Genomic DNA, 23360 nt, shown 5'->3' on the forward strand with positions numbered 1-23360 from the left:
TTGAGTTGTATTCTCATCGGTTTTCAAGAACAAAGAAACAGGATTCGAGGCCTTGTATAAATGGCTTGAGAAGAATACTATTGTTGAATTCCCCGTCCGTATCGTGATGGAAGCCACCGGAGTTTATCATCAGAAGTTCGCTTGTTTTATAATAGAAAAAGGCTGTAATATAAGTATTGTTCTTCCCAACAAAATCAGTAATTATATGCGAACTTTGGACACGAAGACCGTAACGGATAAGACTTGTAGTGAAGCTATTACAAGGTTTGGTTTGGAAAGAAAGTTGGAAGATTGGAACAAACCTGATGATACTTATCGAAGCTTACAACAATTAACCCGTGAACGAGACCAGATAGTAAATGAAAGAACTGTTTGTAAAAATCGTTTACACGCAGAAGAAAGCGAGGCTTTTCCCAATGAAGGAAGTATTAGAAGGATCAATGAACTGATAAAATTCCTCAACAAACAAGAACAAGAAATTAAGCAAGAAATAGCCATAATACTAAATGAAAACCCAGCCATAAAAGAACAAGTAAAACGAATCTCTACCATTCCGGGAATGGGAGAACTAACAGCAACGATTATTTTAGCCGAAACCAATGGTTTTGAACTTATACGAAGTAAGAAACAATTGACCAGCTACGCAGGAATGGATATAAAAGAAAAGCAATCGGGAACATCGGTAAAAGGGAAACCCAGACTATCCAAAAAAGGAAATCGACACATACGGAAGGCAATGCATTTACCATCGTTATCAGCCGTGAAATACAATCCGATACACAAGGATTTATATGCGAGATTAGTGGCAAAACACGGAATCAAAATGAAAGGCTTAGTAGCAGTACAAAGGAAATTATTGGAATTATCTTTTATCCTTTGGAAAAACAAAATCAACTATAACCCTGAATATGAAAAAGAAAAGAGAGCTGTACAAAATGACAAGCCCTCTTTGAAACTAGCATAAAGCTGTTTTGAATCTCAAATATATAAAAAATACATATTTTATTTGGTGGTTAATACAGAATCTGTGGTAAAGATTAATTTTACAATAATTCTAAACAATAAAAACAAAATAAAAATGAGCATTAAAAAAGCATTACTAATTGAATTAGAGCGCGAAAAAGGAAATACAAAACGCATTATTAGTCGTTTGAACAACGAGAGTTTTGGTTACAAACCACACGAAAAGTCAATGACTTTAGGTGAATTGGTAAACCATATTGTTGAACTGCACAACTGGGTTGATTTTGTTTTAAGCAAAGAAACCTTTGATTTCCATGTTGATTATACGTCTACAAAATTAACTTCGGTTGATGATTTGTTGAGTAAATTGGAAAGTGATTTTGAAAAAAACAAAGCAATCATTGAACAAATGGACGAAGCCGTTGTTTTTGAAGATTGGGCTTTAAAAGCGGGCGATCATGTAATTGCTTCCATGCCAAAAACCGGTGCGTTGCGTTTTATTGTAACTAACCATTTAATTCACCACCGCGGGCAGTTAACGGTTTATATGCGTTTGCTGGATATTCCTGTTCCAGGAATTTACGGTCCGTCTGCAGATGATAAAGCGTAAAAAAATTGCTACTTGAAAAATTATATAACAGGTTATCATTTCGAACTTGATTCGAAGTCTCAAATTAATGATGGGAAGCTGAATCAAGTTCAGCTTGACAAGTAGTAACTTTCAGATAGTTTTAATTAAATTTATTCGTTTACAGAATCAATCAAACGTAACAATTCGGCGGTATCTAAATTACTCAAGGTGTGATTCCATTCGCCTACAATGATTTCGTTTAATTTATGCAAACGCTCGTAGGTATAATTGTAATCTAAAACTTCGTCGTTTTTTCCTAAAAGAATCAATCCGTTTGATAAATCTGCTGACGGATTTTTTAATTGATTTGCCAGCAACATCGGAAAAAGATAATTGTCTATTTTTCGTTGTTCCACATTCAGCAAAGGATTTATCAAAACAAACGATATTTCTGTATCTGCAAATTGCTCTAAAAGCTGGTACGTGAAATTTCCACCGGTCGATGATCCGATCAAACAAACCGGTTCTTTCCAATCAATTTCGTTTTCAAGTTGCAAAGTCAGTTGTTCTAAAATATCCGGCTGATGTTCGTTCCATTCCAACGCAATTGCTTTTGCATTTTTTGCCGTTGCGTGTGCCAGAATTTTTTTAAACTTGGTGCTGTTTGCGCCTGTGGTGCCAAAACCGTGAATGTAAACGTACTGCATTATTTTTGTGTGAATAATTTTATGGTGTAATCAATTAAAGCGGTGTTTCCTGTTGAACCGTGTCCGGGAATTACTATTTTGGCATCGGTAATCGTGCTTTTTAATTTAGTTGCTGTTTCTGCCCATGCTGCTTCATTTGCATCAGCTAAATTTCCTTTTCCAGCGTTTAATTCCTTAATCAAACATCCGCCAAACAACACTTTTTCGTTAGGATAATACGCTACAATATTGTCTTTGGTATGACCTTCTCCAAAAAAATAAAGTTCTGTAAATTGGTTTCCGACTGCTATTTTTTCTTGATTGGTAAACGATTTTAAAGGAACAGGAAGTTTCTTTTCTTTTGCAATTTCGATTGTTTTGCTGTTTGCTATCGATGGAATATGGTGTTTATGAAACGCATTCAATCCACCCAAACAGTCATCATGAAAATGAGTAGGAACTACCGCATTTATTTTGCTTTTTAAGCTGTTTTGAATCCATTGGATCAATTCTTCTGAAATTTCATCGTTAACCGGCGTATCAAAAACAACCGTCTCGTTATTGTTGTGTACAATCATTCCGTTGCAGGGAACATTACCAAAACTTTCGGTTTGTAAAAACGATGTATGCTGATACACGTTCGGCGAAACCTGTGTAATTATCAATGTTTCGGACTGATAAAAGGTTTTGTTTTCTGATTTTTTCTTTTGTGCAGAACAGCTTAAGGTTACTATAAAAATAACAGAAAGCAGAAATAATTGAATGATTTTCATGGAATGCAGATTTCATTCAAAAGTACAAAAACAAAAAATCCGTTTCAATTTAAAAACGGATTTTAACTGCTTATATTTTCGTGATTTTATTGTTTACACCGGCAACTGCACTAATAACTTTGCCATCGGCAGCCGATGTTTTCTTATAGTTGACTTTGTTTCCGGTTCCTTCAACACTGATAGATTTTACATCGTCAACCGTAACAACATTGTCTACACCTTCAATTTTAATGGCGTTACACGAACCTTTAATGGTGATTTTGTTGTTGGTGCCTTCAATTCTGATCGTTTCATCGCCGGTAGCTTCAATTGTTTTAGAAATTCCGACACCTTCAATAACGATTTCTTTCTGCTTATCGTCTGATTTTTGTTCACTTGCAGTATTAGGAATCAGTTTTGCCGCAGTGGCAGCGGTTACAATTCCTAAACATAAAACGGTGAGTGCTATAATTCTCTTTTTCATAATTTTCATTTTTAATAAATATACAATTTTAATACCAATTTCTTCAATTGCCTATTTAAAATTTAACTCTGCTATGATTTACATTTGTCAAGCTGAACTTGTTTAACTTCGTTCTGTTCGCAAGCTCGGGTCAGCTTCTCATTATTTTACATTTAAGTATGCGATCCTGAATCAAGTTCAGGATGACTGCGACGAAGACTGGGAATTAATAATACAGATGAAATCCTAAATTGGTGCAAAGAGCGTAATGTTTTTGAAACAACGCTTCAACAACATCGGTAACGTCATCAAAATCGGGGTACAGACTAAAAAAATGATAATCTAACAACATGCTGCTCGTAAAGCTTTGATCCTGATAGCCCGAAATAGCTTTTGCGCCCGTGACATCTAAAAAATATTGAGCAGTTTCACTATCCAAATTCAGTGTTTTAGAATTTGCGAAATGCAGTATTTTACCTTTTAATTTTCCTTCAAAAAGTTCTGCGATTTCTTCTAAAGTGTATAAATAATCGTTTACAATAATCTCGTTTTCACTTCCGCCACAGATAAAATAAAGCAGATCGTAATCTTTAAAATTTCGATCCTCATACAGTAGCGTGTTTAAACTGTTTTCAAAATCTTCAATAGAATCAACGGCTTTGTACACATTCACCATGCTGTGCTGTTTAACCAGTTGTTCCAAAAGCGGAAATATTTTGCTTTCTGCAGATTCATCGACCGTTTTAACGCATTCCAAGCAAAATAATTTCAGTTGATCGTTAGATAAATACATCGGTTATTTTTTATCAAAGATATTATTTCGTTTACTTTTAAAAAAGCGATCGTTTTTGCCAATCATTAAATTTTTGTAATATTTAATATACTATTTAAATTTCTTTAACGTTTTAACAATTAGGTTTGCAATAACCAAATTGTATTTATGAAACAACTGTTACTTTTCTTTTTACTTTCGATACCAGCCGTTGCACAAAAATCTTTTTTAGTAAAAGATAGTTCAACCAATGAACCAATTGCATACACAAGTATTTTTACTGAAAACGGAACTTTTAAGGTAAATGCCGAACCCGACGGAAGTTTTATAATACCCAATGAATTTTTACACGAAATTTTTGTTTTTGATGCCGTTGGCTACGAAGCTAAACAACAGCTTTTAACCGATATTGTTTTATTGGAACCAAAAAGCGAACTTTTAGATGAGGTTGTGATTGTTCCAAAGTTAGGAACAAAGGAAGTTAAGGTGGGAAGTATTAAAAAAAAGCTCTTTTCTAGCTATAATTATGGAATGGGAGCTAATACAGATAAGGTTGTTTGGTCCTTTGGACGCATGTTTCCATATTTTGAAGAATACAGTACAACTCCATTTATAAAAAAAATAACATTTTTATTAAGGTCAAAAGATAAAAATTCTACCTATGAAATCAAAATTTATGAGGCAGATGAAGATGGTAAACCAAATCAATTATTACACGACAATTTTATTAATGGAGTAGCGGAAAAAGGTTATAAAAAATCACAAATAGATCTTTCTGAATTGAATATTGAATTTCCAAAGAATGGCATTGTAATAGTATTTGATTGGTTAACAATACAAGAGAATTTGGTAGAAGATCTACATGACAATGAAATTAGATTTAAATATAACCCAAACTTTGAAGCTGAAGAAATTAAAAATCCAAATGAGGCATTAGTAAAAATCAGTGTAATACAAACTGAATGGAAAACGACCACGGAATCTAAAATAACCTTTGATGAAAACAAAGCTTATTCATTTATGTGCGAAATTACCCTTACAAACTAGAACCAATACAAACATTTTTGATAGCTATTTATTTAGCAGAAAAGCCACTCGATTGAGTGGCTTTTTAATTATACTTTCATGATTTCTGCTTCTTTTTCAGCGTAGATTTCATCGATTTTTTTAATGAAATTATCGGTTAATTTCTGAACGCGGTCTTCGGCATCTTTACAAACATCTTCAGAAGTTCCTTCCTTTTCCTGTTTTTTGATATCGGTATTCGCATCTTTACGTGCGTTACGGATCGATATTTTAGCATCTTCCGCTTCGGTTTTAGCCTGTTTTGCTAAATCTTTACGACGTTCTTCTGTTAACGCAGGAATGTTAATGATGATCAAATCACCATTGTTCATTGGGTTCAAACCTAGATTGGCAATCATGATTGCTTTTTCAATAGGCTGTAACATGTTTTTTTCCCAAGGCGTAACAGTTAACGTACGCGGATCGGGTACGTTGATGTTTGCTACTTGTGATAAAGCAGTTGCCGATCCGTAGTAATCTACAAAAACAGCACCCAACATTTGCGGGTTAGCTTTACCAGCACGAATGTTTAACAAGGCTTTGTTTAAATGCTCAATAGAACCGCTCATTGATTCTTTTGCTTCGTCTATAATAAAATTAATTTCTTCTGTCATTGCTTAAAATATCTTTGTTAATAAACCGTTGTACCAATGTAGTCGCCTTGGCAAACTTTTAATAAATTACTCTCTTTGTTCATATCAAAAACAACAATTGGTAAGTTGTTTTCCTGACTTAAAGTAAATGCGGTAGTATCCATAACATTTAATCCTTTTTCCAAAACATCGGCAAACGAAATGTTTTCGTATTTAGTTGCATTAGGATCTTTTTCAGGATCGGCAGTATAAACACCGTCAACTCGCGTTCCTTTTAAAATAACATCGGCACCAACCTCAATTCCTCTTAAAACAGCAGCGGTATCAGTTGTAAAATACGGATTTCCCGTACCTGCGCCAAAAATTACAATTCTGCCTTTTTCTAAATGACGAACGGCTCTACGTTTAATGTAAGGTTCTGCAATTGCTTCAATTTTTAAGGCAGTCTGCAAACGGGTAAGCATTCCGGCATCTTCCAAAGCACCTTGTAACGCCATTCCGTTAATTACCGTTGCCAGCATTCCCATATAATCGCCTTGTACGCGATCCATTCCTTTACTTGCTCCGGCAACACCTCTAAAAATGTTTCCTCCGCCAATTACAATGGCTACTTCCACACCTAAATTAACGATTTTTTTTATTTCTTGAGCATATTCTGCCAAGCGATTTGGGTCAATGCCGTACTGGTTATCGCCCATTAAAGCTTCACCGCTTAATTTTAGAAGTATTCTTTTGTATTTCATACTGAAGGAAATTTATTTGCAAATATATTATTTTTGCTATTCTTTAAAAACGCTTAAGGTAATTTATCTTTTATTTTTCCCGTTCTATTTTATTTGGGTTCTGACGGGTATCGAAAACATCGGCAATTTTTATCAGCATTTCATCGTCATCAATGGAATAAATGATTTTATAATTCAACGCTAAAATATAGTGATAAGTAATTAATCTTTGTTGTAAAGTGTGTTCTTTTTGTCCGATTTTTGGATTGTCGATTAAAATATCGGGAGCTAAAAGTATTTTTGTAACAATATCTAATGCAAGTTTGTAGGTTGCTTTTTGCGTGTAATAATTGAAAATACCATCGATCTGTTTTTCAGAAAATGCCGACCACACAATTTTATATTTCACAGCTTAATATTTTGAAAGAAGTTCGGCGGTTGTTTTAAACTTGTTGTTTTCAAAATCTTTTTCCGATTGTAAAATACGTTCGTTTAGTTCTTCCACAGTAAAAGTCTCAAAATCGTTTTCAGATTCTGATTGTTTCGCGTTTCTTAAAAGTTTTTCAAATTGAGAAATCATTTCTTCACTTTGAAGTTTAAGAAAAGCCTGTACAAATTCTATTTTTCTTGTTTGTAAGTCCATGGTTTTAAAACTCTTTACAATTCAAATTTACGAAAAAAATCACATAACTGAAAGTTATCAATTATGAACGGATTCATTAAGGTAATTTATCTTTTATTTTTTCGAAGTTCTTTTTTGCTTCCTGATAACCGATGTCAAAAATTTCGTCCATTCTTTTTTTCGATGTTTAAAGGTACTGTAATTTGCAAGCGCTTCGGGCTGAATGTGCCAATCGCACAATTCGTTTTGCGGAAAAGTGTTTTGCATCATCATAATTTCAAACGCCCTCAAAGCAACCGATTTTATCGATGTAAACCGAGTTTGATTGTACATTAACACCGGATTTACGTTGCTGCCTATTAAAAAATCGCAACGCCCCTGAATGGTATTTACCGGATAATTGTTTAAAATACCGCCATCGCTGTACACTTTGTTGTTGATGATTACCGGCGAAAATACTCCAGGAAATGCGCTTGATGCCAATATTGCCGAAACTACTTTTGTGTTTTTATGAAAGATTTTTAACTTGCCTCGTTCGATTTCGGTTGCCGAAATATACAGTTCGATATCTAAATCTTTAATGGTTTTATCGCCAAATTCTTTATCAAGATAACGTGCAAACTGATCGGCATCTAAAAAACCAGCCTTTTTAAAAGATAAATGCGTCCAGCTGAACAAACTAACCGATTTAAAAAAAGTAAGAATGCTTTTAGGTGTCATTCCGTTAGCGTACAATCCGCCTACGATGGATCCTGCGCTGGTTCCCGAAATAATTTCAGGAAAAATTTCCTGTTCGTTTAAAAACTGTAATACACCGGCATGGGCAATTCCTTTATGACCGCCGCCCGATAATGCCAAACCGAAAACGGTTGAATTGTTATTCATTATTTTTTGTAACGTTAAATCGTTATTTTTGTATAAAAATACAAATTATGCAGGCAATATTTCAAAAAGCAATCGAAAATTCGATGTCTTATAACGATTATTTAAATTTGATCGACCAAAAAATTAACGAGAACAGTTCAACCGGACACGAGCAAAATGAGATGCTTACCGATTTTACAAAACTGAACCGTGCCAGAATGAAGCGTTTAGATAAGACCCAACAGATACTTCCCGAATTGGAAAACATTACAAAACAGATTACCGAAAAACAGGTTTGGATAGTGCTTACAGAAAGTTGGTGTGGCGATGCTGCGCAGAATGTTCCGGTATTGCAAAAGCTTGCTGAAATAAATCCAATGATTGATTTACGTTTGGTTTTACGTGATGATAACGACGAATTAATGCAGAATTATTTAACCAATGGTGGAAAATCTATTCCTAAATTAATTGCGGTTTCTGCCGATTTAGATAAGGAATTGTTTACTTGGGGCCCACGTCCTGCAACTGCACAAGTTGAAGTAAAACGACTGTTAGATGAAAACGGAGGTTTTAACGACAAAGTAAAGGAAGGTATCCAGATTTGGTACAACAACGATAAAGGAATTTCTATGCAGAATGAACTGATAAATTTATTAAAAAACGCAGCTAATTAAGCTGCGTTTTTGATTATTTCAATAAAGCATTCGTTCGTCTAATTGCTTCGGCATCTTTATAATCTAACCATTGTTGACCTTTTGTTTTACGCATGTAATTATCGTAATATCTGTTGAAAACTACATTCTTTAAACCGTTGAATAAATTTTTTGGTCTGCCTGCCAACGATCGCAAACTTAACGAAAATCCTGGTGTTTGATATTTCATGTAATGCCACCAACCTTCGGGCATGTACAGCATTTCGCCGTGCTGTAACTGCGTAATGTACGGATTTACCTTTTTAAGTGCCGGAAAACGGTCAAAATCGGGATTGTCAAAATCTATTTCTTCATGACAAATCCACGAATACGGCAAACGGTACATGTATTTTGTTTCTTTAGGATCTACCAATACACACTGCTTTTTTCCATCGAAATGAAAATGGAAAATATTTGGAAAATCAATATCGTAATGCATAAAAACCTTGGCGTTCTCGCCACCAAAAAACACCAAAGGCAAATTTTTAAGCAATCTGATTCCTAAATCTGGCCAACGCATATCGTCTTTCATAGACGGAGCATCTTTCATAAGGTTGTACAAAAAAATACGTAAATCGGTCGGGCCTTTTTCTAAAATATCAATGTATTCTGCCATTGTCATTTTAAAATCGGGCTCGTTTACTTTTTTGGTATAATCGGTTTTTCTGCTGTCGTAAAGCGGAACTGTTTTATCGCCGGCAATTTCTTTAATAAAGTCTAAATTCCACTTGGTAAACGCAGGCCAGTCTTCAATTTGATTGGTAATTACCACAGGCTTCTGCTTTTTGTAGTAATTCTCTATGAACTCTTTTTTCGTAAGCTTTGTTACGCGTTCAATCTCTATATAATTAAAACTCATACTTAAATTACAGCTTAAATACTATGATGGATAAAAGTAGTGAATTTAAAGATTTGTTGTTTTTTATTGAACTTTTATTTAACAATAAATCCTTAACCTTTCGGGTTAAGGATTTACGTTTTTTTATTTAACTTAATGATTTAGTTTTCATTAAATCATCAAAAGCTTTATTGGTAGCTTCGGTTATTTTTGCATGAATTCCGTTACCGTAACTTACTCTGTGTACACCTAAAGTAGCAAACTCCTCGTAGGTTTTCAATCCGTCTTTCATAAAAACGTTTAAGGGTAGTTTCGTGGTTTCTAAAACAGCTTTAATATCTTCATCGGTATTTATCAATGGAACAAAAAATCCGTCGGCACCAGCAGTTTCATAAGCTTTAATACGCTTTAAAGTTTCATTGATAGCATCGGGATGTTTGGTTGTGTAAGTGTCGATACGCGCATTAATGTAAATGTCTTTTCCTTTTGATTGAAGATGCGATTTTATTGCTTTGATCTTATCAGTCAAAACAGAAATATCGCCTAAAGATCGATCTTTTCCGTTGGTTAATCCGTCTTCCAGATTGATTCCTAGAATACCGGCATCAACCAATTTTTCTACATTTTTAGCAACCTGTTGCGGATCGTCTGAATATCCTGATTCAAAATCGGCAGAAACCAATAGTGAGGTTGATTTTGTGATTTTTTCGACCACAAAAAACATTTCTTCAAACGGAATATTCTCGCCGTCTTCATATCCCAAAATATTTGCAATGGCATGGCTTGATGTTCCTATTACCTGAAAACCCGCTTTTTCGGCAGCTTTACTGCTAATAGCATCCCAGGTATTGGCAATTAATAACGGCTGGTTTTGGTTGTGTAACGATTTAAACTTTTCTAAACTCATAACTTTATAATTTTCTTGTTCTTTATAAAGTTACGCTTTTTTAAATCGAAACAAAAGAAGATTTTTTACAAAGCACTTTTTAGAGCAATATTAGGTTAAGCTGTCTAAAAACATTTCTTACTATGTCATTCCGGACTTGATCCGGAATTTCATTATCTACTTTATGAGAAGCTGAATCAAGTTCAGCTTGACAAATGATTATTTTTAGGCACCTTTTACATTTGAAAAACTTTCAAAGTTATTTTTTTATCAAGACTCATTCCGCCTGGGTTACAGCCCGGTTTTCCTTCGGGTATTTCTATTCCGCGTTTTGCAAAATGTTCCGTCCAAACAGGAAAAAAGTTGTCAGACTTTGGTTCTTTATACGTCATTAGGAACAATTTAAAAAACGGTTTGTTTTTATTGGCGAATTTAAACGCATCGTAAATTAATTCCGAACAATAATATTTACCGTTATCGTATAAAAAATCATCATCGTACGGAACGCCTAACTGTGATTCGCAAAACGAAATAGCTTTTGGAATTAAATCAGTATACTTACTTTTTAATTTGCCGACATAAACCGTGTTTTTGGTGTAAGCCAGAAAATTATTCAACGGGGTTTTTACAACGGCACTGCCAATAGCTTCGTAAACAAAAAAATCTTTATTATTTGTGGTAACAACCAAACCCATGTGGTTAAAATCGTTGTTTTTATAACCGTTTGTAACTGCATTAATAGCATCGCACATGCCGCCGCAATTTATATTGATAAACAGCAGATCGCCATTTTTTAATTCGGTTTTTTGAGCGAAAATAGATATGGAGAAAAGTAAAAAGAATAGAATATTTTTCATAGTTGATTATTTTTTATCTTTAAAAAGCGTACCGCCAAAACCAATACCTAATGTACGGTAAACCTGTTGTTTTAATCTAAATTGATGGTCGTTAGCAAATAAGAAAATTCTGGAACCACCGCCAAGTTCAACCCCAAAATGATAATGAGAAAAAACTCCGTTTAAGTTTCCTCTGCCAATCGCCGTATTCCAGCCATATGCTACCTTACCGTAAATTCTGGTTTCGCCGCCAATTAATGGTGCTAAAGTTACAGTCGGAGCAATTGGAATTGTATAAGCACTGTCAAAATAGTTTGCATGAATTCCTGTAAGTAGTCCAAGGCGAATCCATTGCTTGTAAGCAATTCCGTATTCATAATGCCCGGCAATTCCGCCAATTACAAATTTAGAAGGTTCTTCCATTTGCCCGGTATTGGCATCGTAATAACTTTCTTTGTCTGAATTTGCGTTGAATAGTAACATGTAATCTATTGCCTGATATTGTTCAAAAGCAGGTTTCTTCTCTTGAGCAGTTACTTGAAATATAGAAATTAATAAACTTATCTGAAAGATCTTTCTCATAAGCAAAAAAGAAGCTTATTCGGCTTCTTTAAAATTTGGATTGTATATTTTTTCAAAGGCTAACGGTTCTGTGGCATCATCCACAGAAAAATCGCCTATTTTGGTTCTTCGTAAAGCAGTTAAATGACCGCCTGAATTTAAAGCTTTTCCAAAATCGAAAGCTAAAGATCTAATGTAAGTTCCTTTGCTGCAAACCACTCTGAAATCAATTTCAGGTAAGGCAATTCGGGTAATTTCGAACTCGGTAATTTCAATTTTTCTCGATGCAATTTCAACTTCTTCGCCAGCACGGGCATGTTCGTACAAACGTTTTCCGTCTTTCTTCAACGCTGAAAAAATAGGAGGGAACTGATCTATAATTCCAATAAACTTCTTGCGAGTTTCTTCTATTAATTCGTTCGATATATGATCTGTAGGAAATTCCTGATTAATTTCGGTTTCCAAATCGTACGACGGTGTTGTTCCCCCAACAGTAATCGTTCCGGTGTATTCTTTAACCTGACCTTGCAATTCGGCAATTCGTTTGGTGAATTTTCCTGTACAGATAATTAAAAGTCCCGATGCTAAAGGATCTAACGTTCCCGCATGACCAATTTTGAACTTTTTCGGTAGATCTAAATTTTTTAGTAACGCGTATTTTATTTTGTTTACCGCCTGAAAAGAACTCCAAGTTAACGGTTTGTCTATCAGTAAAATATGTCCTTCCAGAAAATCTTCCTTTGATAACTTCTGCATTATTTCGTATAAAAATAAATTAACAACCCAATACCAATAATGATTCGGTACCAGCCCCAAAATTTAAAACCGTATTTAGTAAGTACGGCAATGAATGTTTTTACGGCAATTAAAGCGGTGATAAATGCAATAACGTTACCAATTATGAACAATATAATGTGGTGCTGATCTTGTAAAATCATTTCGTAACCTTTCATTTCGGTTGCTGTTCCTTTACCCCAGGTTTTTACAAAAATTGAGTAAACCGTAACGGCTAACATGGTTGGAACTGCCAAAAAGAACGAAAATTCAGCCGCTGCTTTTCTGCTTAAACCTTGCGTCATACCACCAATGATCGATGCTGCCGAACGCGATGTTCCGGGCATCATTGCCAAACATTGCCAAAAACCTATGGTGATTGCCGTTTTAAACGAAATGTCTTTTTCGTGAATGATTTTAGGATTTTTAAACCAGCGATCCACAAATAAAAGTACGATTCCGCCGATGACTAAAACCGATGAAATGGCAATTTGATTTCCTAAAACGGCTTCAATTTTATCATCTAACAAATAGCCCAATCCCAATGCAGGAATTACGGCAAATGCCAGTTTGTAATAGAATTGCAGGTTGCTGAAATCGAAGAATTTTTTCCAGTATAAAACAACGATCGATAATATGGCTCCAAACTGTATCGAAACCTGAAACATCTTTAAAAACTCAGACTCTTCCATTCCTAGAAGAGCCGCGGTAAAGCCCATGTGAGCTGTAGATGATATAGGTAAATATTCGGTTAGTCCTTCAACAATTGCAATGATGATGGCTTGTAATAAATCCATTTAAAAGTTTTTTATGATTTTTTTGCAGGGTTTTTAAAGATCGAATAAATGCAGATTCCAAAACCAATAAAAATTACGGTTGGTGCTAAACGAATTCTTCTAAAACTGAAAACAGCTTCGTTAAAAACATTCGGATCTTCACTGTTTCCGCCTGCCATCAGTAAAAAGCCTAAAGCAATTACTGCGACACCTGCCAATAAAAGTATGTAGTTCTGTTTGCTAAACAAAAATGATTTTTCGGTATTATTTTCCATAAGTTACAGGTATAAATCGTCTGATTTTAAATTTAAAAAGCGCTGTGTTGCAAAATACGTGCTAATGTAGGTAATGATTATTCCGACAATAAAAACGGTTCCACATACTAAAACAATCGACTGTATATCGCTCATTAATCCCAAAGTAGGCAGTTTGCTGTCTGCATAAGCTGTTAACGCCAAAATACCAATAATTGCCAAAACCGATCCTATTACACCCAATTTAACGCTTGTAACGATGAATGGTTTACGAATGAACGATTTTGTTGCGCCAACCATTTGCATGGTTTTTATGATGAAACGTTTTGAATAGATCGATAATCGAAGTGAACTGTTAATTAAAAGTATTGATATAAAAGCAAATACGCCACTGATAATCAATATCCAGAAACTGATTGTTTTTATGTTTTTGTTCACTAAATCAACCAATTGCGAGTCGTAAACAACTTCGTCAACCAACGGGTTTTCTTTAATGCTTATTTCAATATCTTTAATAGAATCTTTTTCAACGTAAGCTCCGTTAAAATGTAAATCGAACGAATGTTGTAGCGGATTAAAACCTAAAAACTTCACGAAATCTTCGCCAATTGTTTTTTGGTGTGCGTTTGCTGCCGAATCTTTATGAACAAAAGTAAGGTCTTTAATAAATTTCTGCTGACCTAATTCGGTTTGATAGGCTGCAAGCTGTGTTTCGTTTACATTCTCTTTAAAATAGATCGACATTGGAATGTTTTCCTTAAAATTGTTCGATATTTTTCCATAATTAATAACGAACATTCCTAATGATCCCAACAAAAACAACACTAAAAAAATACTTAAAATAACCGAAAAGTAAGACGATATTAATCTGCGCTTTTGATATTTTTCGTACGCTGTAGCCATAATTTTATTTTTTAATGGGTAAAGATAATAAACAATTTAAAAATATACTTAACCAATCTTTAGAATGTTGAAAAACTAATGTTTCTAATTACGTTCTTAACTAAAAAAGAGATTCCGGAACAAGTCCGGAATAACACAAATAAATATTTTAAAACTGCTTTTATATGATGCGGTAAATTCTGTTCACGGGTATGGTAACGCCTTTTTTAAGCACCAAATGTTCGGGTGTTACCGCCCAAACAGTTGTATTGGCTACCAGCTGGTTTTTATCGTCTTCAAAGAAAATTTCAATCTTCACGTGATCTGTATTTCCCATTGCCATTGCTTTTTCAAGATCTTGTTTGCGTTGAAAAATCTCGTGTTTGTCTGTCAAAACATCTTCGGCAGGAAAATGCAGTTTTGCTATATCTTCTTTTTCTATAGGTTTAAATGTTGTAGTCATATTCAAATGTTTTTAATACTTTATAATGTAATTTATTTTTGTAAAGATAATTTTTTCTAAAATAATTAAGTTTTTTGTTATTTCAAGCAAGTTTGTGATTTTTTTGATTAAATCAAATGTATAAAAAAAATAATCGCTTAAAATTAATCAAGATTAATTTCGACGATTGGTTAATATAATAAAAAATTAGTAATCTAAAGAATTTAAAGTAATTTTGTAATTGTTAAAAATCACAGGCTTACAAAATGAAATACAATCCAAAAGAAATAGAAGCCAAATGGCAGAAATACTGGAGCGATAACAATACGTTCAAAGCAAGTAATCAATCTAATAAACCAAAATATTATGTGTTAGACATGTTTCCTTATCCGTCTGGTGCAGGCTTACACGTTGGGCATCCGCTAGGTTACATTGCGTCAGATATCTATGCGCGCTACAAACGCCATCAGGGTTTTAACGTACTGCATCCGCAAGGATACGATTCTTTTGGTTTGCCGGCAGAACAATACGCAATTCAAACAGGGCAACATCCTGCAGTTACAACCGAAACAAACATAAACCGTTACCGCGAACAGCTGGATAAGATTGGTTTTTCATTCGATTGGAACCGCGAAGTGCGTACATCAAATCCGGAATATTATAAACATACACAGCGCATTTTTATTCAGTTGTTTAATGCGTGGTACAATAAAAATACCGATAAAGCAGAAAGCATCTGTACGTTGATCGATTTATTTTCGAAAGAAGGAAATGCGACTGTAAATGCAGTATCCGATGAAAATATCGAAGTTTTTTCTGCCGATCAGTGGAATGCTTTTTCTGCCGATGATCAAGAAAGAATTTTATTAAAATACAGATTGACCTATTTGGCTGAAACCGAAGTAAACTGGTGCCCTGCATTGGGAACGGTTTTGGCGAACGATGAAATTGTAAACGGTGTTTCAGAACGCGGTGGGCATCCGGTGATTCGTAAAAAAATGACTCAGTGGAGCATGCGTATTTCTGCTTATGCAGAACGTTTGTTGCAAGGTTTGGATACGATCGACTGGAGTGAATCTATCAAAGAAGCACAACGTAACTGGATCGGAAAATCTGTTGGTGCGTCTGTAACTTTTAATGTAAAAGAATCAAACGAAACAATCGAAGTGTTCACAACGCGTCCTGATACTATTTTCGGTGTTAATTTCATGACATTGGCTCCGGAACACGAATTGGTTGCTGCAATTACAACTGCTGATCAAAAAGCGGCTGTTGATGCGTATATTCAAGCAACGTCAAAACGATCAGAACGTGAGCGTATGGCAGATGTTAAAACCATTTCGGGTGTGTTTACCGGTGCGTATGCAGAACATCCTTTCACCAAAGAACCGGTTGCAATCTGGATTGGCGATTATGTTTTGGCAGGCTACGGCACGGGTGCGGTTATGGCGGTTCCGTGTGGTGACGAGCGCGATTATGCGTTTGCGAAACACTTTGCCTTACAAAACGGAATGCCTGAAATCATTAATATTTTTAATAAGGATATTTCTGAAGAAGCGTACACCGAAAAAGCTGGTTTTGAATTACAGAATTCCGATTTTTTAAACGGAATGGATTACAAGGAAGGGACTAAAAAAGCTATCGACGAATTAGAAAAGATAGGGCAGGGCAAAGCCAAAGTAAATTACCGTTTACGTGATGCTGTTTTTTCGCGTCAGCGTTATTGGGGTGAGCCTTTTCCGGTTTATTATGTGAACGGATTACCTAAAATGATCGATCCGAAATATTTACCGATTGAATTACCCGAAGTAGAAAAATATTTACCAACCGAAGACGGACAGCCGCCATTAGGTAACGCGATAAATTGGGCTTGGGATACCGTAAATAATAAAGTAGTTTCAAGTGATCTTGTCATCCCGAACGAAAGTGAGGGATCTCAAACCATTTTCCCTTTAGAACTAAACACCATGCCGGGTTGGGCAGGTTCGTCTTGGTATTGGTTGCGATATATGGATGTTGATAATGAAAACGAAATCGCATCGAAAGAAGCTATTGATTACTGGCAAAATGTAGATTTATACATTGGTGGAAGCGAACACGCAACCGGACATTTACTGTACTCTCGTTTTTGGAACAAGTTTTTAAAAGATTTTAATATAGTACCAACCGAAGAACCGTTCCAAAAATTAATCAATCAAGGAATGATTTTGGGAATGAGTGCAATCGTTTACAGAGTTTCTGGAACAAATAAATATGTTTCTAAAAATCTTAAAGGCGATTATGAAGTTGAAGAATTACGAGTTGATGTAAGTTTAGTAAATGCTTCTGATGAAATTGATATTGAAGGATTAAGAAATTGGATTCCTGAATTTAAAGAAGCAGAATTTATATTAGAGAACGGAAAGTACTATGTTGGGCGTGAAGTTGAAAAAATGTCTAAACGTTGGTATAACGTAGTAAACCCGGATGATATTTGTAACGAATACGGTGCAGACACTTTGCGTTTATACGAAATGTTTTTAGGTCCGTTAGAACAATCTAAACCTTGGAATACTGCGGGAATTACTGGTGTATTTGGTTTCCTTAAAAAACTTTGGCGTTTGTATGCAGACGATAACGGATTAATCGTTACCAACGATGAACCAACGGCTGAAATGTATAAATCGTTACATAAAACAATCAAAAAGGTAACCGAAGATATCGAGAATTTCTCGTTCAATACATCGGTTTCTCAATTCATGATCTGTGTAAACGAACTGCAACAGCAAAAATGCAACCACCGAGCTATTTTAGAGCCGTTGTCAATTGTAATTTCGCCTTATGCACCGCACATTGCAGAAGAATTATGGAATATGTTGGGTCATACTGATTCAGTTTCACAACAACCATTTCCAAAGTTCGAGGAGAAATATTTGATAGAGAGTTCAAAAGAATATCCGGTTTCGTTCAACGGAAAAATGCGTTTTAAAATAGAATTACCTTTAGATTTAACCGCAGAACAAATCGAAGAAATTATTATGAACGATGAACGCACACAGGCGCAATTACAAGGTAAAACTCCTAAAAAAGTAATTATCGTTCCTGGTAAAATCATCAATTTGGCTGGGTTTTAAAAGAAACCTTCGTCAGTTCGAGCTTGTCGAGAACTTAACTTCTCGATACACTTCACTGCGTTTCGTTACTCGAAGTGACGATATGAATTCGAATTAATTTATACAAAAACCGCTCAATAAACCGAGCGGTTTTCTTTTTGGCTTGCTTTTTGTATTGGCAGAAGAAAAATCTAACATTATGAAACACGCACTACTTTTATCAGCATTTTTGTTTACACAAATAACATTCGCTCAATCGCAACAAAACGATTTGGCGTTTACCGCAAAAGCAACTGTTTTGCCGGTTTTTAACAGCAACCGTTTAGGAGCCGAAGTCGGTTTAAGATATTACATCACCGATGCTTTCTCTATCGGGAACAACTACATCTATACAAACGATAAGTTTACGCATGGTTTTGGGTACGATACCAATAATTCTATTATGCATTATTTGGGTATCAATGTACCGTTGCAGTACGATGTGGTTAACGAAAGTAAGTTTCAGTTTGCAATGGGAATTTCTCCGGGACTTTCTTTAAGTACGTTGCGCGATAAAAATCAGCTGAAAATAGAGGAACATTATGACGAAGAAACAGGAGTAACAACAGTAGTTAAAACACCTGTTCGTTTAAACCGAGATGCCTATTTTTCATTAACGCCTAATATTGATTTATCTGTAAAATTGGCAAACATCGATCCTAAAAGTAATACCGCAATATATGTGACCGGAAATGCGGGTTATCAGTTTGCTTTCGGCAAGGGCGACTTTACAAAACCAAGCGATTTTAGAAATTATATTGTATCTTTAGGCTTTACAATAAAAGGAGCATTAGATTAATTATGAAAAATTCAAAAGCATTAGTAATTGTATTTGTAGCCATTGCAATTCTGGTTGTGGTGTTAATGGTTGGGTTGCCGGTTTACAATGTTTGGCAACAGGAAATGGCTGGTAAAGCAGAAATGGCAAAGGCAGAACAAAACCGTAAAATTTTAATTGAAGAAGCTAAAGCCCGTTTAGAAGCCGAAAAACTAAATGCACAGGCAGAAGTTGAGCGCGCACGTGGTATGGCAGAAGCAATGAAGTTGGAAAACGGAACATTAAATACAACTTATAATCAATATTTGTTTATTAGAACTTTAGAGAAATTGGCAGATAAAGGCTCGCTTCCTCAAATCATCTATATGCCTGCAGAAGGTTTGGTTCCTGTGATGGATGTAAGCACAAAAGCACCTGCTAAACCAATTGTTGTAAACGACTAATGGGCTTTAAAGACTATATAATTTTAGTGCTGATTGTTGCTGTTGGCTATTTCTGGTTCAGAATGCGCAAATACAAGCAAACAATCGAAGATTATAATAAATCAACCGGTTATTTAGAACGCAAGTACGAAACTATTGAGTTAGAAAATATCGATACGCGTTTAAACCAGCATTTGTTTAAAAATGTACTGAATTCTATACAGTCGCACGTTTATCAATCGTATTATACCATCGAGAAATTATCGAATGTGTTGGATTATGTTTTATATAAAACCCCAAAACAGCTGGTAACACCGCGCGATGAAATCAATTTTATAAAGAATTTAATCGAGATCAATAAAATAAAGTTGAGTCCGCTTTTTGATTTGCGAACCAAAATTTTGATAGATGACCGCGATCCGTTTTTAGAACGAAAAGTTATTGCGCCTTTAGTAGCAATCGATTTAATTGAGAATGCCTTTAAACATGCCGATGCCCAGAACAACGATTCTTTTATTTCGATAGTTGTCGAATTGAACAACGGTTATTTTACGCTTTCGGTATCCAACAAAATATCGGTTCAAACTCCGTTGGCTAAAACAAGCGGCGGGATTGGTGTTAGCAGTTTGGAAAAACGATTGAAGCATCTTTATGAAGATCGATACAAACTGCAGAAAAGTATCCACGATCAGGTTTATTCTGTATCATTAAAAATTAAATTAGAAGAATAATGCTGCGCTGTGTTTTGTTAGATGATGAGTTGCTTGCACTGCAATATTTGAAGTTGTTGTGCGAGCAGATTAGCGGGGTTGAGGTTGTGAAAGCCTACAATAACGCCGAAAAATTTATTCAGGAAAAAGACGAATTGGATTTTGATGTTTGTGTTTCCGATATCGAAATGCCGTCGATCAACGGCTTGCAGATTGCAAATTTATTATCGGAGAAGCACATTGTTTTTACCACAGCCTATCGCGATTTTGCCGTAGAAGCGTTTGATTTGGAAGTGATCGATTACATTACGAAACCGGTACAGAAAGATCGATTGGAAAAAGCATTCCGTAAAATTGAAAAGCTAACAAAAGAAGCCAAACAGGTTTCGGAATATATTACGCTGAATTCCGAAAAAGGAAAAAGCATCATCAACACCAACGATGTTTTTTATATTACGGTTTCCGATGTTGACAGCCGCGATAAAATCATTCATTTTAAAGATGAAACCACACTATTGGTTAAAAATAATTCCTTTGAAAAACTAAAGGAAATTCTACCAACCGGAAAATTTTCTCGTATCAACAAGCGCGAAATCATTGCTATGAACAGTGTGAACTACTACTCGCATGATGAAATTGTATCTAAAATTTTAATCGATGGTAAACCTAAAACCTTTACAATAGGCATCAACTTTAGAAACGAATTTTTAATGCTGTTATAAATATAGGAGATTGTTGTGAAAGTCATATCAAGCTTTAATTTTACGCTTCTAGGTCATGCTGAACTTGTTTCAGCATCTCACAAGATTAAAAAATGATGATATTTATGATGCGATTGCTTCGCCAGTTCGCAAGCTCGTGTCCGTGTCAAGCACGGAATGACATGCACTGCAAAGTAAAAGTTATTCATTCGTCTTTATTACAACTTTTTTACGTTTTGTTACATTATCTGCGTTTTATTTTACAACGTTAACAAGTGTTTGAGCTAGGTTTAGCACTTTTGTGTGAAATTTAAAATAACACACATGCGCAAGTACAAGAATTCTATTTTTTACGGGGCTGTAATTGTTGTTTTCTCCTTTATAATGTACCTAACGGTTAACAGGGGAAAATTCCTTGAAGTCGATGTCGTAAATGTAGCTTCAGATAAAAATGATTGGCAGGAATTTTTAGATTCGTTTATAAATAATCTTCATCATCCGTTGGCATTACTGTTAATGCAGATCATTGCCATTGTAATAGCCGCTCGTTTCTTCGGTTGGCTGTTCAACAAAATTGGTCAGCCCGCAGTAATCGGCGAAATCATTGCAGGTATTGTTTTGGGACCATCCTTATTCGGAATGTATTTTCCCGAAGCCTCGGCAGCTTTGTTTCCATTAGAATCATTAGGGAATTTACAGCTTTTAAGTCAGGTTGGATTGATTCTCTTCATGTTCGTCATTGGAATGGAACTTGATCTAAAGGTTCTTAAAAGCAAGGCGCAGGATGCTGTTGTAATTAGTCATGCAAGTATCATTATTCCGTTTACATTAGGCATGGTGCTGGCATATTATACCTACACGCAGTACGCCCCAGACGGAATCAACTTTTTATCGTTTGCCCTTTTTATGGGAATTGCAATGAGTATTACGGCTTTCCCGGTGTTGGCACGTATTGTTCAAGAACGCGGTATACAGAAAACAAAATTGGGTACTGTAGTACTGACAGCTGCCGCTGCCGATGATATCACTGCCTGGTGTATTCTGGCAGTAGTAATTGCCATTGTAAAAGCAGGTTCGTTTGTAAGTGCTTTGTATGTAATTGTGCTGGCAATTGTGTATGTAATAGTAATGCTTAAACTGGTTCGTCCGTTTTTGCGTCACATAGGTAATTTAAATGCTAATAACAAAACATTGAGCAAGCCGGTTGTTGCCATATTTTTACTGGTGTTGATTTTATCATCGTACCTAACAGAAATCATTGGTATTCATGCGCTGTTCGGTGCGTTTATGGCAGGTGCGATCATGCCCGATAATCATAAGTTCCGCCACATATTCGTTGAGAAAGTAGAAGACGTTGCTGTGATACTGTTCTTACCGTTATTCTTTGTTTATACCGGCTTAAGAACCGAAATAGGTTTATTGAACGATATATCGTTATGGAAAATGACCGGAGTCATTATTCTGGTTGCCGTGGTAGGAAAATTTGTTGGTAGTGCCGCCGCCGCCAAGTATGTAGGACAAAGTTGGAAAGATAGTTTAACCATTGGTGCTTTAATGAATACCCGCGGATTAATGGAACTGGTTGCCTTGAACATTGGTTACGAATTAGGCGTTTTAACGCCCGAAGTTTTCGCAATGATGGTAATTATGGCATTGGTTACTACTTTTATGACCGGACCGATATTAGATTTTCTGAACCGAATTTATAAGGATAAAACCCAGAGTGCCGAAGAAATTCTGAATGAAACCAAGTTTAAGATTCTGTTTTATTTTGAACGAATCACTACCGGAAAAAATCTGTTGAAGCTTGCGAATACGTTTACCAAAAACCAGCAGGAAAATTCGGTTGTTACTGCACTGCATTTGGTAAACAGTAGTGATGTTGATTTAATGGATAACAAATACGAGGAAAAGATATTTTCGCCTATCGAAGAAGAAGCTCATAAGATCAATCAGAAATTAATCAATCTTTATAAAGTATCTACCGACGTAAATTCAGAAATTGTTGATGTAGCGCACAAAGGTAATTATGATTTAATTTTAATGGAACTAGGTTCGTCTATTTACGATGGCACTATTCTGGGAAGATTGTTAGGCTTTACCACGCGTATTGTTAATCCCGAAATCATTGTTGATAAAGTAATTGGTAAGGAAAAGTTCTTTGATTATTCTCCGTTCGACGATCAAACGCGTTACGTAATCACCAACTCTAAAATACCTGTCGGAATTTTTATCGACAAAAACCTGGAAGAAGTGAATAAGATCTTTGTGCCGTTTTTCCATGAAAGCGATAAAAAGTTAATTCCGTTTATATTGAAGTTTATTCAGAACAACGATTCGCAGATTGTAATTATGGATATTAAAGGTCATTTAAAAACAAATACGTTTATTAAAGAAGAAATCCGTTTGATAGAACAAGCAAAGCCTAATCATATTTCAGTATTGTCTGACACGGAAATCGATTTGAATCTGATCCAGCAACAGGATCTTATTCTTACAACCGTAAAATCGTGGCGTAATATGATCGATAAAAAATACAACTGGCTAAAAAATACTACATCGCTACTATTAATAAAGCCTTAAATAATTATTACAACCAACCAA

The 23360-nt window shown here is 35.3% G+C and carries 28 protein-coding genes; 10 read left to right on the forward strand and 18 right to left on the reverse strand.

Going from position 1 to position 23360, the window contains the following annotated elements; genetic code table 11:
- Positions 1 to 52 precede the first annotated feature (52 nt).
- Together F0460_RS01395 and F0460_RS01400 are read left to right on the forward strand one after the other, a co-directional pair.
- Positions 53 to 964 (forward strand): IS110 family RNA-guided transposase, encoded by a 912-nt coding sequence (locus F0460_RS01395; RefSeq protein ID WP_223810742.1) that lies wholly within the window; start codon positions 53 to 55, stop codon positions 962 to 964.
- 114 nt (positions 965 to 1078) lie between these two features.
- Entirely contained in the window at positions 1079 to 1573 is a 495-nt protein-coding gene (locus tag F0460_RS01400; RefSeq protein ID WP_150009523.1) for a DinB family protein, read from the forward strand.
- 131 nt (positions 1574 to 1704) lie between these two features.
- Here F0460_RS01400 and F0460_RS01405 read toward each other — a convergent pair whose 3' ends face one another.
- The 4 genes from F0460_RS01405 to F0460_RS01420 all read right to left on the reverse strand — a co-directional run bounded on the left by F0460_RS01405 (position 1705) and on the right by F0460_RS01420 (position 4228).
- On the reverse strand, positions 1705 to 2241 hold the full coding sequence (locus tag F0460_RS01405; RefSeq protein WP_150009524.1) for a YqiA/YcfP family alpha/beta fold hydrolase: 537 nt from the start codon (positions 2239 to 2241) through the stop codon (positions 1705 to 1707).
- The gene (gene bla / locus F0460_RS01410) at positions 2241 to 2993 is read right to left on the reverse strand and encodes a subclass B1 metallo-beta-lactamase (RefSeq protein ID WP_150009525.1); all 753 of its coding nucleotides are present in this window, start codon (positions 2991 to 2993) and stop codon (positions 2241 to 2243) included. The genes F0460_RS01405 and bla overlap by 1 nt, the downstream gene beginning before the upstream one ends.
- Positions 2994 to 3063: 70 nt before the next feature.
- Entirely contained in the window at positions 3064 to 3456 is a 393-nt protein-coding gene (locus F0460_RS01415; RefSeq protein ID WP_190304061.1) for a DUF3060 domain-containing protein, read from the reverse strand.
- Positions 3457 to 3661: 205 nt separating this feature from the next.
- Positions 3662 to 4228, reverse strand: coding sequence for a DUF6642 family protein (locus tag F0460_RS01420; protein ID WP_150009527.1), 567 nt, complete (start codon positions 4226 to 4228; stop codon positions 3662 to 3664).
- Positions 4229 to 4375: 147 nt separating this feature from the next.
- On the opposite strand from F0460_RS01420, the gene F0460_RS01425 reads away from it, so the two are divergent.
- A complete protein-coding gene (locus F0460_RS01425; protein WP_150009529.1) occupies positions 4376 to 5254 on the forward strand; it encodes a carboxypeptidase-like regulatory domain-containing protein in 879 nt (292 codons plus the stop codon).
- A 68-nt stretch (positions 5255 to 5322) separates the two neighbouring features.
- Here F0460_RS01425 and frr read toward each other — a convergent pair whose 3' ends face one another.
- The 5 genes from frr to F0460_RS01450 all read right to left on the reverse strand — a co-directional run bounded on the left by frr (position 5323) and on the right by F0460_RS01450 (position 8094).
- Entirely contained in the window at positions 5323 to 5886 is a 564-nt protein-coding gene (gene frr, locus F0460_RS01430) for a ribosome recycling factor (protein ID WP_150009530.1), read from the reverse strand.
- 17 nt (positions 5887 to 5903) lie between these two features.
- Positions 5904 to 6608 carry a UMP kinase gene (pyrH, locus tag F0460_RS01435; RefSeq protein WP_150009531.1) on the reverse strand — a complete coding sequence of 235 codons (705 nt, stop codon included), beginning with the start codon at positions 6606 to 6608 and terminating at the stop codon, positions 5904 to 5906.
- A 70-nt stretch (positions 6609 to 6678) separates the two neighbouring features.
- Positions 6679 to 6996, reverse strand: coding sequence for a type II toxin-antitoxin system RelE/ParE family toxin (locus tag F0460_RS01440; protein ID WP_150009532.1), 318 nt, complete (start codon positions 6994 to 6996; stop codon positions 6679 to 6681).
- Positions 6997 to 6999: 3 nt separating this feature from the next.
- Positions 7000 to 7230: a hypothetical protein gene (locus tag F0460_RS01445; RefSeq protein WP_150009534.1), complete on the reverse strand. Its 231-nt coding sequence runs from the start codon at positions 7228 to 7230 to the stop codon at positions 7000 to 7002.
- A 93-nt stretch (positions 7231 to 7323) separates the two neighbouring features.
- Entirely contained in the window at positions 7324 to 8094 is a 771-nt protein-coding gene (locus F0460_RS01450) for a patatin-like phospholipase family protein (protein WP_317132124.1), read from the reverse strand.
- Positions 8095 to 8141: 47 nt separating this feature from the next.
- Between F0460_RS01450 and F0460_RS01455 the strand changes: the two genes are divergently transcribed.
- Positions 8142 to 8747 (forward strand): thioredoxin family protein, encoded by a 606-nt coding sequence (locus tag F0460_RS01455; RefSeq protein ID WP_190304062.1) that lies wholly within the window; start codon positions 8142 to 8144, stop codon positions 8745 to 8747.
- Between the two features lie 13 nt (positions 8748 to 8760).
- Here F0460_RS01455 and F0460_RS01460 read toward each other — a convergent pair whose 3' ends face one another.
- The 9 genes from F0460_RS01460 to F0460_RS01500 all read right to left on the reverse strand — a co-directional run bounded on the left by F0460_RS01460 (position 8761) and on the right by F0460_RS01500 (position 15035).
- The gene (locus tag F0460_RS01460) at positions 8761 to 9624 is read right to left on the reverse strand and encodes a cupin-like domain-containing protein (protein ID WP_150009538.1); all 864 of its coding nucleotides are present in this window, start codon (positions 9622 to 9624) and stop codon (positions 8761 to 8763) included.
- Between the two features lie 127 nt (positions 9625 to 9751).
- Positions 9752 to 10510: an isocitrate lyase/PEP mutase family protein gene (locus tag F0460_RS01465; RefSeq protein WP_150009540.1), complete on the reverse strand. Its 759-nt coding sequence runs from the start codon at positions 10508 to 10510 to the stop codon at positions 9752 to 9754.
- Between the two features lie 215 nt (positions 10511 to 10725).
- On the reverse strand, positions 10726 to 11346 hold the full coding sequence (locus tag F0460_RS01470; protein ID WP_150009542.1) for a YiiX/YebB-like N1pC/P60 family cysteine hydrolase: 621 nt from the start codon (positions 11344 to 11346) through the stop codon (positions 10726 to 10728).
- A gap of 6 nt (positions 11347 to 11352) precedes the next feature.
- The gene (locus tag F0460_RS01475; protein WP_150009544.1) at positions 11353 to 11907 is read right to left on the reverse strand and encodes a hypothetical protein; all 555 of its coding nucleotides are present in this window, start codon (positions 11905 to 11907) and stop codon (positions 11353 to 11355) included.
- 15 nt (positions 11908 to 11922) lie between these two features.
- Positions 11923 to 12642, reverse strand: a complete 720-nt coding sequence (gene truB / locus F0460_RS01480; RefSeq protein ID WP_150009546.1) for a tRNA pseudouridine(55) synthase TruB — start codon at positions 12640 to 12642, stop codon at positions 11923 to 11925.
- Positions 12642 to 13457 (reverse strand): undecaprenyl-diphosphate phosphatase, encoded by an 816-nt coding sequence (locus F0460_RS01485; protein ID WP_150009548.1) that lies wholly within the window; start codon positions 13455 to 13457, stop codon positions 12642 to 12644. Before F0460_RS01485 ends, truB begins: the two co-directional genes overlap by 1 nt.
- Positions 13458 to 13468: 11 nt before the next feature.
- The gene (locus F0460_RS01490) at positions 13469 to 13711 is read right to left on the reverse strand and encodes a DUF3098 domain-containing protein (RefSeq protein ID WP_150009550.1); all 243 of its coding nucleotides are present in this window, start codon (positions 13709 to 13711) and stop codon (positions 13469 to 13471) included.
- Between the two features lie 3 nt (positions 13712 to 13714).
- Positions 13715 to 14593 (reverse strand): cell division protein FtsX, encoded by an 879-nt coding sequence (locus tag F0460_RS01495; protein ID WP_150009552.1) that lies wholly within the window; start codon positions 14591 to 14593, stop codon positions 13715 to 13717.
- 160 nt (positions 14594 to 14753) lie between these two features.
- Positions 14754 to 15035, reverse strand: a complete 282-nt coding sequence (locus F0460_RS01500; protein ID WP_150009554.1) for a hypothetical protein — start codon at positions 15033 to 15035, stop codon at positions 14754 to 14756.
- Positions 15036 to 15280: 245 nt separating this feature from the next.
- Between F0460_RS01500 and leuS the strand changes: the two genes are divergently transcribed.
- From leuS to F0460_RS01530, 6 genes are all read left to right on the forward strand, one after another.
- Positions 15281 to 18127, forward strand: coding sequence for a leucine--tRNA ligase (gene leuS / locus F0460_RS01505; RefSeq protein WP_150009556.1), 2847 nt, complete (start codon positions 15281 to 15283; stop codon positions 18125 to 18127).
- 178 nt (positions 18128 to 18305) lie between these two features.
- A complete protein-coding gene (locus tag F0460_RS01510) occupies positions 18306 to 18944 on the forward strand; it encodes a hypothetical protein (RefSeq protein WP_150009558.1) in 639 nt (212 codons plus the stop codon).
- A 2-nt stretch (positions 18945 to 18946) separates the two neighbouring features.
- Entirely contained in the window at positions 18947 to 19366 is a 420-nt protein-coding gene (locus F0460_RS01515) for a hypothetical protein (protein WP_150009560.1), read from the forward strand.
- Entirely contained in the window at positions 19366 to 20076 is a 711-nt protein-coding gene (locus tag F0460_RS01520) for a sensor histidine kinase (RefSeq protein WP_150009562.1), read from the forward strand. Before F0460_RS01515 ends, F0460_RS01520 begins: the two co-directional genes overlap by 1 nt.
- Positions 20076 to 20777 carry a LytR/AlgR family response regulator transcription factor gene (locus tag F0460_RS01525; protein ID WP_150009564.1) on the forward strand — a complete coding sequence of 234 codons (702 nt, stop codon included), beginning with the start codon at positions 20076 to 20078 and terminating at the stop codon, positions 20775 to 20777. The genes F0460_RS01520 and F0460_RS01525 overlap by 1 nt, the downstream gene beginning before the upstream one ends.
- A gap of 303 nt (positions 20778 to 21080) precedes the next feature.
- Positions 21081 to 23339 (forward strand): cation:proton antiporter, encoded by a 2259-nt coding sequence (locus F0460_RS01530; protein WP_150009566.1) that lies wholly within the window; start codon positions 21081 to 21083, stop codon positions 23337 to 23339.
- Positions 23340 to 23360 lie beyond the last annotated feature (21 nt).

The sequence above is a fragment of the Paenimyroides baculatum genome (genome assembly GCF_008629655.1).
Taxonomy (GTDB): domain Bacteria; phylum Bacteroidota; class Bacteroidia; order Flavobacteriales; family Flavobacteriaceae; genus Flavobacterium; species Flavobacterium baculatum.